Origin of the sequence: Helicobacter cinaedi CCUG 18818 = ATCC BAA-847, from assembly GCF_000155475.1 — a bacterium.
In the GTDB taxonomy this organism is placed as follows: Bacteria; Campylobacterota; Campylobacteria; order Campylobacterales; family Helicobacteraceae; genus Helicobacter_C; species Helicobacter_C cinaedi.
The window spans coordinates 66,957-78,933 of the sequence record NZ_DS990392.1 but is presented as its reverse complement, the minus strand read 5'-3'; the positions used below and the strand labels follow the sequence as shown (position 1 = coordinate 78,933).

Here is an 11,977-nt window from a genome sequence, read left to right as displayed (position 1 = left end):
ATCTCTAGCACAGGACTTGCAGCATAATGCTAAAGTCCATTTTGCGATCAATTTTAGTGCCTGTTATGGATATTTGTGTCAATATCCTTGCCTACACAAAGCCAAAGTTTCATAGGCAAAAAAGCATTGTTATCCTCCGCACCGATGCCATAGGCGATTATCTGCTTTTCCGTGCATTTTTGCGTGAAGCAAGAGCTGCTTACCCTACTTACCACATCACGCTTATTGGCAATAGTGCTTGGAGGTCTTTGTATGAATACTTTGATAGTGCATATTGCGATGAATGCGTGTGGATTAGCACAGCAGATTTTCAAGCAAGGCATATTTTTTATAAGATTAAAGTCCTACGCCACATCAAGCAGGTAGGCTATGAGCTACTCATCAATCCCCAGCACTCTAGAGATAAGCTCAATGCCACCTTTGCCCAACATATAAACGCCCTAAGCAAAATCGCCCCACAAGGCGATGATGTCAATCTCTCTCCACGCAAAAAGGCAAGGCACGATAGAATCTACTCTACTCTCACCCCAAGTAGCCCAGAAATTCTCTTTGAGTTTTATCGTAATAAAGAGTTTTTTGAGCAGTTACTGCAAAAGCCCCTTAACACTTCTCCAAAGCTCCATCTGCTCTCCCCCACGCCCCCACACTACAAGCAACCTTATAGCATTCTTTTTGTAGGGGCTAGTGCGAAGTATCGGCGGTGGAGTGTGAAGCATTTCGCAGAAGTGGGGGAGCATTTAATGCGAGTTTATAAGCATAATCTCCTTGTTTGCGGAGGCAATGCGGATATAGAATCTGGATTCTACTTAGAGCAACTACTACAAGCAAAGGTTAAGGACTACAAGCAATCTATCTACAATCTCACAGGCAAAACCACTCTAGCAGAGCTAGTGAGTCTCGTGTATAACGGCAACCTGCTTGTTTCGAATGAAACAAGCACGGTGCATTTGGCAGCCTTGTTAGACACGACGATAATTATCGTCGTGTCTAACGGCAACCATTTAGGGAGATTTATCCCTTATCCCAAAGAGATAAGGGATAAATACTACCCTGTGTTTCACCCATATATCACGGCAAATTACGCCAGATACAAGGAACTAAGCAATGCCTTTGCCTACAAAAGCACGCTAAATATTAACGACATACAGCCTAAGCAGGTTATTGATGTCATAGATCAAATTTACACACAAAGGAGCGACAATGAGTGAATATTTTGAAGCAAGGGGTGTAAGCCCAGAAACCTACAAGAGAGCGAGTCTGCCAACATATTTTAAGGAAGTAATGTGCCAACTACCCAAAGAACCTAGAATCCTAGATTTCGGCTGTGGCTTTGGGCAAAACCTTTTAGCGATTAAAGAGCGTAATTTTAACTTTACAAATTCTAATGGGGGGGGGGGGGGCGAATGTCAACTGCTTGGCATTGATATAAATCCCAAAGCCATCGCCTATGTGCAAAGCGTAGGCATAGAAGCTATGGTATGTGAAAATATCTTTGATTTTAGACCGCAACAGAAGTTTGACCTAGTGATTGCTACGCATATTTTAGAGCATTTGCCAAAGGAGCGGTTGATAGAAATTCTTGCTCATTTTAAGAATGATATTTTGAAAGAAGGTGGAAAAATGTTTATAGCAGTGCCAAATGCACAGAGCCACACAGGCTGCTACTGGGCGTATGAGGACTTTACTCACAACACCCTTTTTACAGCCGGGAGCTTACTATATGTGCTAAAAATGGCAGGATTTGCCCATATAGAGATTATAGATAAAGACGCGCTTGTAGGGGTAAAGGGGGGTAAAAAGAATAATCCGCAAAATCTTTTTGAAACTCTACAAACTAAACTTTGCCTTTTGGAATCGCATCACAAATAGTGCTTTTCACGCACCAAGTCCGCAAATTTTCAGCTATGAGATAAAGGCTCTAGCCTATTCAAAAAAGGAGCAACAATGAAAAATTTTCTTAAAAAAATCTTAGCAAAGCTTAGAATCTACTTCACCCACAGGCTAGATTCTAGACTTGATCAACTCACTATGCTACACACTAATCTTCTAGCAAAGCAGCACATAAGGCTATACAAAGAGCTGTATAGAGTAGCAATTAATGGGGGGGGGGCAGTAGATAATTTGAACCATTATGAGAATACAAATGCTATGGGTGTGGATATTAGGGATTTTGAGTTTAGTGCGTATTCACAAAATGGCGAAGATGGAATCTTAGACTTGCTTATTGAAATTTTAGATCTAGATTCTAGCCACTCTCCATACCCCAGAGCTTTTGTGGAATTTGGTGTGCAAGATTATACAGAATCTAATACGCGTTATCTTTTGAAAAAACGCAATTTTATGGGGCTTATTATGGACGGCAATGCTAAGCATATAGAATCTATCAAGCAAGATGAGCTGTATTGGAAGCACGATATAGAAGCACAATGTGCCTTTATCACAAGAGAAAATATCAATGCGTTAATCAAGCAATGGCTAGATTCTAGAAAGCTAGATAATGTTGCACTTTTAAGCATTGATATTGATGGGGTGGATTATTTTGTATGGGAAGCCATAGAGTGTGTAAAACCTGCTATCGTGGTGGTGGAGTATAATGCGATATTTGGGGAAAATCTTAGTGTCAGTGTGCCATACAGGGCGGATTTTGAGCGATTTAGTGTGCATCATAGTGGGTTATATTTTGGTGCAAGCATAAAGGCTTTAATCGCACTTGGCAAAAAGAAAGGATATGTGTTTGTGGGGGCGGATTCTAGCGGGACAAATGTATTTTTTATCCACGAAAGCCTAGAATCCAAACTTGCATTTACCACTGCCCCTTTGCAAGAGTATTGCTTCACGCACCACGCAAGGCAAAGTCGCGACATATTTGGCAATCTCTCATTTTTGCAAGGCGATGAGAGGTTTGAAGCCATTAAGCACCTGCCCTTGCATACTTGTAAAGATTTTAACTAACATTTTAATCAACAAAAGGAGACAAAATGAAAACACAACACAGCAAACACCATATCCCTTGTAAAATCTGTGGCGAACAAAGTCAGTTTGCCTTTTACGCACAGATTTTGCACACATTCAATGAGCCTTTTTACAAATGCCAAAATTGCGGATTTTTAAGCTGTGATGAAGCTCACTGGCTACCACAAGCTTACAAAAGTGCGATCAATATCACTGACACAGGCATAGTAGCTAGGAATCTTTACTTGTATAAAATCGTATCCTGCGTAGCAACGATTTTTTTTGCTATGGCTAAAAGTGAGATTTTAACGGGGGGGGGGTAAGTGAAAAGAGTTTGCTTGATTTTGGCGGTGGGAGTGGGCTACTTGTGCGACTGCTTCGTGATGTGGGGATAGAGAGTTATTGGAGTGATGAATATTGTGAAAATCTTTTCGCAAGAGGATTTGAGTGGCAACAGGATAGAAAGCCCACTTTGGCAACTTGCTTTGAAGTGTTTGAGCATTTGCCAAATCCTAGAGAACAAATAGATTCTATGCTACAAATCTGTCCCAACCTACTTTTCTCTACCGAACTTCTCCCCTGCCCTATTCCAGAATCTAGCGGAGCAAATGCGTGGTGGTATTATGGCTTTTCACACGGACAGCATATTAGCTTTTATACCTACAAATCCCTAAAACTCATCGCCAAAGCCCATAATCTACATTTTTGCTCCTATGGGGGCTTGCATTTATTTAGTCAAGTCTATATCTCGCCTTTGTATTTTAAATGGGTTATCAAACTAGCACTCAGAGGGCTTTTTAAGATTCTTAAAAAACGCTTTATCTCTAAAACGATGAGTGATTGTGAAAAATTAAATCAAATGGGGTTATAATGCCAAGCTTTATTTGACATAAAGGATATAGAATGAAGCGTTTAAACTTTGCCTGTGGCAGTAGAATCCATCCTGATTGGGTCAATATTGACTTTAGCCCAATTGATAAAAGAGTGGGAAAAGTAAATCTGCTTGGCACACTCCCCTTTGCTGATAAAAGCTTTGATGTAGCGTATAGTAGCCACTTTTTAGAGCATTTAACTCCGCAAAAAGCCCTGTATATTCTTAAAGAAATCAAAAGAATCTTAAAGCCAAATGGCATTGTGCGTCTTGTCGTGCCAGATTTAGAAAATCTGGCCTCTGTTTATCTCTCTACACTCTCACGCCTTGTGGATTCTAAAGTGGATTCTAGTATGGATTCTAAAAAGAGAGATTCTAACTGGGGGGGGGGGAGCAAATGCCCACGCAAGAATTTGAAAGGCTTGAATTTGAGTATGATTGGCTGATGATTGAGATGTTTGACCAAATGGTGCGTATGCAAAGTGGCGGGGTGATGGGAGAGTGCTTCCACAAAGTAGCAGTAAGCAGAGATGGGACAAAAGCAGATTTTATAGAGCAACGAGTAGGCGAAAGGCTCATAGCTCCCCACGCTACTGCAAAATCTAGCCTACAATCCAAAATCACCCTTGATAAACTCACAAACAAGATTCTAAATCTCTATCTCAAAGCCCTGTATTTTCTAGCTCCGCGTAGCATACGCGATGAAGTCTTTATCCGCACAAGCATTGGTGAGCGGCATAAATGGGCGTATGATAAATTCTCACTTGCTAGACTGCTTACACAAGCGGGATTTAGCGATATACAAATAATGCGTTGCAATCACTCTCAAATCCCAAATTTTAACGCGTATTTGCTAGATATAAACGCCGATGGCTCGGCATATAAAGGCATATCAAGCTTGTATATGGAGGCAAGAAGCTAGAATCTACACTCCCCCAAAGTCATCAAAAGTTATCAAGGAATATTTAAGATTGCACAATGTAGAATCCACACTGTTTTGACTTCAAAATTCTAGGAATAGTATGACTAAAAGCATTTTATACACTCTGCTTAGACTTCCTTGGCGGATTGCTAATCGCTGCAAAACAAAAGCCCTGCAACGCTATAAACGCCTATGCCACCCACCAAAATGGCATAATCTCCGCTCCACAAAGCCTATCTCACAAGTCTTTGGCTTTGATCGTGGCACACCCATTGATAGAATCTACACCAATGACTTTTTATCAGCAAACGCCCATTTTATACAAGGTAGAGTATGTGAAATCGCCGAAAATACCTACACAAAAGCCTTTGGGAACAATGTAAGCAAAAGTGAGATTCTCCACTACACCAAAGACAACAAAAATGCCACGATTATAGGCGATCTTACAGAGCATAGCACTTTGCCACAAGGTATTTTAGACTGCTTTGTTTGCACGGTTACGCTGAATTTCATCTATGATTATAAAGCGGCGATTAAGGGCATATATTTAATGCTAAAAAGTAATGGGGGGGGGGGGGCATAACAAACCCAATGTGTGAAGCAAGCCCAACAAATCAATCTATAAATCCACCCGCAAAACCATCTAGCACCGCCCTTGTAACCGTAGTAGGACTTGTGCAGATTTCACAATATGATTATGAGAGATGGGGAGATTATTGGCGTTTTACGGATATGGGGATTAAAAGGGATTTTGAAGAAGTCTTTGGAGAAGGGAATGTGGAGGTTAGCACTTATGGCAATGTTTTGAGTGCCACAGCAGAGTTGCAAGGCATCGCTGCTGAAGAGCTTAAGCACGATGAGCTTTTCTACAATGATCCACGCTATCCTGTGCTTATCACACTTGTAGCCAAAAAATATTAGGAGCATAACTTGAGATATTATATCAATAAAATACGCAACAGCCTTTCGCAATTTCAATCTATCCAGAATCTCTTTAAAGGCAAGGGAGTGATTGTAATGCTTCATAGAATCGCACCTTTTGAAGACAAACTCTCGCCTAATGAAAATATGAAAGTTAGCCCTGAATTTTTAGAATCTTTCATCACTCAAGCACTAGATCTAAAATACCACTTCCTTAGCCTTGATGAGCTCTATGATGGGCTAGTACATAATGATTTGCCAGAGTATTTTATCTGCCTTACCATTGATGATGGCTATAAGGATAATCTCACTTTTGGCTATCCTATTTTTGCCAAATACAATATCCCATTTTGCATTTACATCTGCACCTCTTTTCCAGAGTCTAGCCATAACATGTGGTGGTTTGGGCTAGAAGATTATCTTTTAGCACACGATAACATTACTTATAAAAATGCGGAGTATGACATCTCAACAAAAGCCCTAAAAGAAGCGATGTTTCTTACAATGAGAGCTGATATAATCGCACAAATCAATGACTACTGCCAACAAACCCTTGAAAATTTTGGAATCTCCTATAATCCGCGCGATTATGACAATCTCACACTCTCTTGGGAAGATATAGCCTTTCTCCACGCTCAAAAGTTACAAAATACATCTAAAAATATGCTGGGGGGGGGGCAAAGACAACTTTGCACCATAGGCTGCCACACTCACTCACACCCCATTTTTAATAATCTTAGCAATGATAAAATAGCACAAGACATAGCAAAAGCTCAAAAACTTTTTTTACAAAATCTTCACTTCACACCCACGCATTTCGCCTATCCTTTTGGCAGTAGAGTAGAGATAAGCCCACATCATTTTTCACTCATACGAAACCTAGGCTTTAAAACCGCCACCACAACAAGACACGGAACTATTTATCCACAACACACTAAGTCTCTCCACGCTTTGCCTCGTGTGTTTTTTAGTGAAAATTTTATGCTAGAATCCGCCTTTAAGATTCGTAAAAGACGCATTGTAACAGCTTGATACAACTTAAACAAGGAGAGAAAATGACTATCAACTTACAAGAGAAAAATCTCACAGAGCAGGAAAGACTAGGCGTAGAGCAACTACTACAATCGCAGAATCCAAACATTGCTGATGACTTAGAGCAGATTTGGTATCTACTCAATAAAACTTGGCAGGATATGGGCTGTGATAACAAAAACTTAAATTGGGATAAAATCGCTCAATTTTACGCCCACCCTGTATGGCTACTCAATGGGCTTTTTATAGAAACGCACGATCTTTCAATGCAAATACGCAAAAACATAGCTCTATATATTTCACAGCAAGGCTTTAAACGCATTTGTGATTATGGCGGAGGGTTTGGCACACTAGCACGAGAAATCGCACAAATTTGCCCAGATATTGAGATTGATATATACGAGCCATTTCCAAGCGAATATAGCAAAAAATGTATAGCAGATTTTGCAAATATTCACTTTGTAGATGAGCTTAAAAAAGATTATTACGACTGCCTTATTTCAACAGATGTGCTAGAACATGTAGATGATGTGCTAGAGACATTTAACACAATGCTTGAAAGCCTACAAATAGGTAGCAAAGCACTTATTGGGAATTGCTTTTACCCTGTGATTGACTGCCATTTGCCAAAACATTTTCACTTCCGCTACACTTTTAAGCATATCGCCACACTTATGGGTGTTACGCATATTGGCGATATACAAGGGGCAGAATATGTCCAAATCTATCATAAATCTAAACCCACGCGAGTGAATCTAGCTGTGAAATTAGCGGGGGGGGGGAGCAAATGTTTATTCCCCTTGCTGAATATGGTGCGATTTGTGCTTAGACCTTGTGTGAGGTTATTAAGAAACCTAAAAAAGAAAAAGGAGCTTTAAATGACACCAACCCCTTATCCCTGCATACTCTGCCATAGTAACGATACGCATATTACACAAAGAGTAAAGAGAGATGACATAATCGCTTTGTATCAAAGGAATCTTAGCGTTGATACACAATCACTCATCACAAGTGATTTACTCTATCATCACTGCAAGGCTTGTGATTTGCGATTTTTCATCTGTGAAGATGGCTCTATCCCCACCGGTGATGATACATTCTACAACACCCTAAATCAGCTTGATTGGTATTATTTTAGTGAAAAGCACGAGTATCACTTTGCTAAAAAATTCATTGCTAAAGATTCTAAAGTCTTGGAAGTAGGCTGTGGCAAAGCAGCCTTTGCCAACTTTCTACCACAAGAGGCAAAGCCCCACTATGTCGGCTTAGAGTTCAGTACGCAAGCAAAGCAAATGGCGGCAAAAAATGGAATTGTAATTGAAAATATATCTGTTGAAGAATACGCAAAATCACACGCGCAAGCTTTTGATGTCGCGTGTAGCTTCCAAGTTTTAGAGCATACGAGCAATCCAAACTCTTTCATACAAGCTCAAATTGAATGCTTAAAAAGTGATATTTTAACGGGGGGGGGGGCGAGATAAGATTCCATATCTAATCATCGCTGTGCCAAGCGAAGATAGCTTCCTGCAATATTGTGTCAATGGCATTCTTAATATGCCGCCTCATCACATCTCCCGCTTTAGTGATAAAACTCTCCAAGAAATAGCTAGAATCTTTAATCTTACATTGCTAGAAATTTACCACGAGCAAGTCCAGCCCGAGCATATTGACTTCTACAAAGCCACAATGTGGACGAAGCTCTTTTTGCCAACTCCGCTCATAGATAGAGGGTATATAAGAAAATTTATCAACAAAGCAGGATTTATCGGCAGATCTTTTATCAAAATCCCACCCAATGCAAAAGGACACACTGCCATAGCAATATACACGCTTAAATAATGCCCTTTTTTAGCATTGCCAAAAGTCCAAATCGCCCTGTGGAATGATCCCTCCTATACGAGTATAGCCCACCCTCACAGCTTGAGCAAAATGGGCTTATCTCCACCTGACTAGGTTTCAAGCCTAGATTCTCACTTTGCTGCTTAAGACAAGCAATCAAGTCAAGATTCTTCCCCTGAAACACATCACTAAATCCCAGAATCTCCGCTTGTGTGCGTATCTCCTCCCCCACTTCATAACAACACGAACGGATAGAGGCTCCCACATACATCAGGCAATTCTCTACCCTCGTGCCATACACTTCACTCATACGCTTAAAAACAAAGGGCAAAATCCCATCAAACACACCCTTACGCCCAGCGTGTATCACACTCACAACCCCATTTTTCCTATCATAAAGCAAAATAGGGTTGCAATCTGCCACCATAACAAAAACAAGCACATTTGACAAATGCGTAATAATCGCATCTGCCTCCCCAAGACACATACTCCTCCCATCACACCGCCCATATTTTGAAACAAGATTCTCATCTACAACCACACTTTTTGTGCTATGAATCTGCTGACAATAAAACATAGGGACATTTTTAGTAAAATCTCTATCCATTCCATTCTCACCAGCTGCACAAACCCCAAGCCCAACCCTAGAATCTGCCTTGCCAAAAGTTTTTACAAACGCTTCTTTCACACGCCTATGATTTGTATCTACACTTTGCTTACAATCCCCCACGCTATAGCCAAGATTTAGCCCATTAAATACCCCTTCACTCACTCCACCATAGCGATCGCTCAAGGCAAAACATACATTTTCATTCTTAAAAAGTGGAGATTCTAAACTTGTATAAAAAAACATAACATCTATTCCTTGTTTTTGATATAAATCAAATCATTTTCAATATGATAATAATAAAATTCTAACGAGTGTTTTCTTAATTATCACTCGGTAACACAAATAAGGCAACAACTTAAGGAGGGTCTATTGAAACAAAGCCAACAAAAAAAGTCCTTCTCTCTCATCTCAAGCATTTTTGCCATTCTGCTCGTTGTAATACTTATCCTAGCGTGTTACACTTTCTATAATGCAAAGGGAATGTCTTATCTTAGCAACGATTCAGAAGCGTGCAATAACTGCCATATTATGAATGAAGTGTATAGCGACTATCTCAGTGCGCCCCATTCACAAAAGATTGCAGGGCAACCAAGGGCTACTTGTAATGACTGCCACTTGCCACACGGATTTGTTTCTAAATGGATTGCCAAGGCAAAAAGTGGTGTAGGACACGCTTATGCTTTCACTTTTGAACTTGAATCTTTGCCAACCAATCTTAGTGCAAACGAGGCAAGTAAGCAAATGGTGCAAGACAACTGCGTGCGATGTCATATTGAATATGTCCAAAATGCGGTCAATCCCACAACCATACCCGGACACGATAGCAGTGCTTTAAGCTGTGTATCTTGCCACGAAGGCGTGGGGCATAAGCGCGGATTTTAAATAAACTTACTAAAGGAGGAAAAAATGCAGAAAAAGAAAGGAATGCTACCTATACTTGTTGTTGTAGCTGTTGTTGTGATTGTTGGGCTTTTATGGCTCAATCAAGATATTTCATCAAAACAAGCGGGAAATACTGGTGTCATCTCTAAACAGCTTGTGGAGCTTACTGATGAGAATCCAACTTTTGACTTTTGGGGTAAAAACTTCCCAGAATACCTTGATATGTATCTCAAAGTGGAAACAGAAGCACCAAAATATACAAATTTTGGTGGGAATCTTGCCTATTCAAAGCTTATCCGCTACCCACAGCTAACAATTTTGTGGGCTGGGTATCCATTTAGCCTTGATGCTAACGAAGAGAGGGGGCATTTTTGGATTCAAGTGGATCAAATGGATACAGCAAGAAACAATAAAGACTTCCTAAACGCACACGGATTTGCGAAATTTGGCGGACAACCCGCTGCGTGTATGAACTGCCATAGCGGTTGGACACCTTGGCTTATCAATAATGTAGCCAAAGGCGATTTCACCGCATTTAATAGCACAAAATATTGGACAATGATTAAAAATGTCCCTACGCGTAATGGCATAGAAGAGGGTTCTGCTGAACACGGCGGACCACACGGAGGCAAAAGAATGGGTGTTACTTGTGCAGATTGCCACAATCCTGATGATATGAGCCTAAGAGTGGTGCGTCCAGCCCTTATTAATTCACTTGTGGATAGAGGCTACCAAAAAGACCCGATTCAAGGTATCAAAGCGGACAGAAAAGAGATGAGAACGCTTGTTTGTGCGCAATGCCACGTGGAATACTACTTCAAGCCCACAGGTGAGAAAGTTAAGGTTATGGGAGAGAGTATTGCAAGTGACGAAAGCCAAAAATGGTGGAATGGCACACAAAAAACTTATGATGAGTATGAACATTGGAGAAATGGGAATAAAGCTACTGAAATAGAAGTAGATGGTATTAATCTTACATTCCCATGGAGTGCGTGGAAAAAAGGCGAATCTTTTAGAATTGAAATGTTTGATGCTCACTATGATGCGGTGCGACCAATATTTAAAGAGGATTGGACACATAAAGAAACTAAAGCCTCTATGATTAAGATTCAACACCCTGAGTATGAGATGTTTAGCGGTGGGGTGCACGCAGCTAATGGCGTAAGCTGTGCGGATTGTCATATGCCTTATGTCAAGGGTGCGGGTGGCAAGAAGATCACGCAACACAACATCACTTCACCACTTTTTGATATTAACTCTGCGTGTAAGACTTGCCACACGCAAAGCGAAGAATATCTCAAAAAGCAAATTGCAGATATTCAAAAATCTGTCGCCTTTGATTTGAGAAGTGCGGAGTATGCGACTGTAAGCCTTATTTTTGATATTAAGAAATTGCGTGAAGAGCTAGGCAAACTTCCTGCATATCAAACTGATGGCAAACCAGATGATGCTAAAATCTCAAAAGCCCTAGCCGAGCCACTTGAACTTCATAGAAAAGGGCAAATGCGAGGCGATTTTGTCGGGGCGGAAAACTCCACAGGATTCCATAATCCAAGGGAAGCTAGTCGTATGCTACTTCAAGCGGTAGAAATGGCGCGTATGGGGCAAACAAAGCTTGTTGAAATCGCTAATCAAAATGGCATTAAAAACTTCAGAACTTCAAACCTTGGCTTTGAGGAGATTCAAAAGTTTAATCCGGGTGAGATTGTGTATAAAATTGATCTTAATGGACACACAGCAGGTGAGCGATACTACAAACATCACGAAGTTAATGGCGAAGCTCCAAAAGAACTTTTAGAGCTTGATAAAAATACAAAGCCTTATAATTTCAGTGAAATTGACAAAACTTCTGCAAGTGCCATAAGCACAAAATAATCTTTCTCTCATATTCCTAGCCTAGCCTTGATATAAAAGACAAGGAGGCTTAGGCTAGGAATCCTTTCTCTTT

At 40.5% G+C, this 11,977-nt stretch carries 16 protein-coding genes; 15 read left to right on the top strand and 1 reads right to left on the bottom strand.

Translation table 11 applies throughout. The features are described 5' to 3' along the window. Positions 1-26: 26 nt before the first annotated feature. The 13 genes from HCCG_RS04760 (at position 27) to HCCG_RS04700 (ending at position 8,537) form a co-directional block, all read left to right on the top strand. On the top strand, positions 27-1,208 hold the full coding sequence (locus HCCG_RS04760; RefSeq protein WP_002956303.1) for a glycosyltransferase family 9 protein: 1,182 nt from the start codon (positions 27-29) through the stop codon (positions 1,206-1,208). After that, a complete protein-coding gene (locus HCCG_RS11520) occupies positions 1,201-1,869 on the top strand; it encodes a class I SAM-dependent methyltransferase (protein ID WP_002956302.1) in 669 nt (222 codons plus the stop codon). The genes HCCG_RS04760 and HCCG_RS11520 overlap by 8 nt, the downstream gene beginning before the upstream one ends. A 75-nt stretch (positions 1,870-1,944) precedes the next feature. Further along, the gene (locus tag HCCG_RS04750; protein WP_015453330.1) at positions 1,945-2,952 is read left to right on the top strand and encodes a hypothetical protein; all 1,008 of its coding nucleotides are present in this window, start codon (positions 1,945-1,947) and stop codon (positions 2,950-2,952) included. A gap of 26 nt (positions 2,953-2,978) precedes the next feature. Continuing rightward, a complete protein-coding gene (locus tag HCCG_RS04745) occupies positions 2,979-3,275 on the top strand; it encodes a hypothetical protein (RefSeq protein ID WP_002956299.1) in 297 nt (98 codons plus the stop codon). Positions 3,276-3,286: 11 nt separating this feature from the next. After that, a complete protein-coding gene (locus HCCG_RS04740; protein ID WP_002956298.1) occupies positions 3,287-3,823 on the top strand; it encodes a class I SAM-dependent methyltransferase in 537 nt (178 codons plus the stop codon). Between the two features lie 32 nt (positions 3,824-3,855). Beyond that, entirely contained in the window at positions 3,856-4,269 is a 414-nt protein-coding gene (locus HCCG_RS04735; RefSeq protein ID WP_002956297.1) for a class I SAM-dependent methyltransferase, read from the top strand. Next, positions 4,221-4,745 carry a hypothetical protein gene (locus HCCG_RS04730; protein ID WP_002956296.1) on the top strand — a complete coding sequence of 175 codons (525 nt, stop codon included), beginning with the start codon at positions 4,221-4,223 and terminating at the stop codon, positions 4,743-4,745. The genes HCCG_RS04735 and HCCG_RS04730 overlap by 49 nt, the downstream gene beginning before the upstream one ends. A gap of 100 nt (positions 4,746-4,845) precedes the next feature. Further along, the gene (locus HCCG_RS04725; protein WP_002956295.1) at positions 4,846-5,328 is read left to right on the top strand and encodes a hypothetical protein; all 483 of its coding nucleotides are present in this window, start codon (positions 4,846-4,848) and stop codon (positions 5,326-5,328) included. A gap of 8 nt (positions 5,329-5,336) precedes the next feature. Next, a complete protein-coding gene (locus tag HCCG_RS04720; protein WP_002956294.1) occupies positions 5,337-5,666 on the top strand; it encodes a hypothetical protein in 330 nt (109 codons plus the stop codon). A 9-nt stretch (positions 5,667-5,675) separates the two neighbouring features. After that, positions 5,676-6,698 carry a polysaccharide deacetylase family protein gene (locus HCCG_RS04715; RefSeq protein ID WP_002956293.1) on the top strand — a complete coding sequence of 341 codons (1,023 nt, stop codon included), beginning with the start codon at positions 5,676-5,678 and terminating at the stop codon, positions 6,696-6,698. A 23-nt stretch (positions 6,699-6,721) separates the two neighbouring features. After that, positions 6,722-7,576, top strand: coding sequence for a methyltransferase domain-containing protein (locus HCCG_RS04710; protein ID WP_002956292.1), 855 nt, complete (start codon positions 6,722-6,724; stop codon positions 7,574-7,576). Further along, positions 7,577-8,179: a class I SAM-dependent methyltransferase gene (locus HCCG_RS04705; RefSeq protein WP_002956291.1), complete on the top strand. Its 603-nt coding sequence runs from the start codon at positions 7,577-7,579 to the stop codon at positions 8,177-8,179. It abuts the gene before it with no gap. 22 nt (positions 8,180-8,201) lie between these two features. Next, positions 8,202-8,537 carry a hypothetical protein gene (locus HCCG_RS04700; protein ID WP_034548125.1) on the top strand — a complete coding sequence of 112 codons (336 nt, stop codon included), beginning with the start codon at positions 8,202-8,204 and terminating at the stop codon, positions 8,535-8,537. Here HCCG_RS04700 and HCCG_RS04695 read toward each other — a convergent pair. Further along, positions 8,530-9,390, bottom strand: a complete 861-nt coding sequence (locus tag HCCG_RS04695; RefSeq protein WP_002956290.1) for a polyphenol oxidase family protein — start codon at positions 9,388-9,390, stop codon at positions 8,530-8,532. The two genes, HCCG_RS04700 and HCCG_RS04695, sit on opposite strands and share 8 nt — an antisense overlap. A 126-nt stretch (positions 9,391-9,516) precedes the next feature. On the opposite strand from HCCG_RS04695, the gene nrfH reads away from it, so the two are divergent. Further along, positions 9,517-10,029: a cytochrome c nitrite reductase small subunit gene (gene nrfH, locus HCCG_RS04690; RefSeq protein ID WP_002956289.1), complete on the top strand. Its 513-nt coding sequence runs from the start codon at positions 9,517-9,519 to the stop codon at positions 10,027-10,029. Positions 10,030-10,053: 24 nt separating this feature from the next. After that, a complete protein-coding gene (locus tag HCCG_RS04685) occupies positions 10,054-11,904 on the top strand; it encodes an ammonia-forming cytochrome c nitrite reductase subunit c552 (protein WP_014667533.1) in 1,851 nt (616 codons plus the stop codon). Positions 11,905-11,977: the final 73 nt, after the last annotated feature.

Coding starts and splice junctions, on each gene's coding strand:
- HCCG_RS04735 (WP_002956297.1), top strand. CDS start 3,856: ATGAAGCGTTTAAACTTTGCCTGTGGCAGTAGAATCCATCCTGATTGG.
- HCCG_RS04705 (WP_002956291.1), top strand. CDS start 7,577: ATGACACCAACCCCTTATCCCTGCATACTCTGCCATAGTAACGATACG.
- HCCG_RS04730 (WP_002956296.1), top strand. CDS start 4,221: ATGCCCACGCAAGAATTTGAAAGGCTTGAATTTGAGTATGATTGGCTG.
- HCCG_RS04725 (WP_002956295.1), top strand. CDS start 4,846: ATGACTAAAAGCATTTTATACACTCTGCTTAGACTTCCTTGGCGGATT.
- HCCG_RS04760 (WP_002956303.1), top strand. CDS start 27: ATGCTAAAGTCCATTTTGCGATCAATTTTAGTGCCTGTTATGGATATT.
- HCCG_RS04745 (WP_002956299.1), top strand. CDS start 2,979: ATGAAAACACAACACAGCAAACACCATATCCCTTGTAAAATCTGTGGC.
- HCCG_RS04710 (WP_002956292.1), top strand. CDS start 6,722: ATGACTATCAACTTACAAGAGAAAAATCTCACAGAGCAGGAAAGACTA.
- HCCG_RS04720 (WP_002956294.1), top strand. CDS start 5,337: ATGTGTGAAGCAAGCCCAACAAATCAATCTATAAATCCACCCGCAAAA.
- HCCG_RS04750 (WP_015453330.1), top strand. CDS start 1,945: ATGAAAAATTTTCTTAAAAAAATCTTAGCAAAGCTTAGAATCTACTTC.
- HCCG_RS04695 (WP_002956290.1), bottom strand. CDS start 9,390: ATGTTTTTTTATACAAGTTTAGAATCTCCACTTTTTAAGAATGAAAAT.
- HCCG_RS11520 (WP_002956302.1), top strand. CDS start 1,201: ATGAGTGAATATTTTGAAGCAAGGGGTGTAAGCCCAGAAACCTACAAG.
- HCCG_RS04685 (WP_014667533.1), top strand. CDS start 10,054: ATGCAGAAAAAGAAAGGAATGCTACCTATACTTGTTGTTGTAGCTGTT.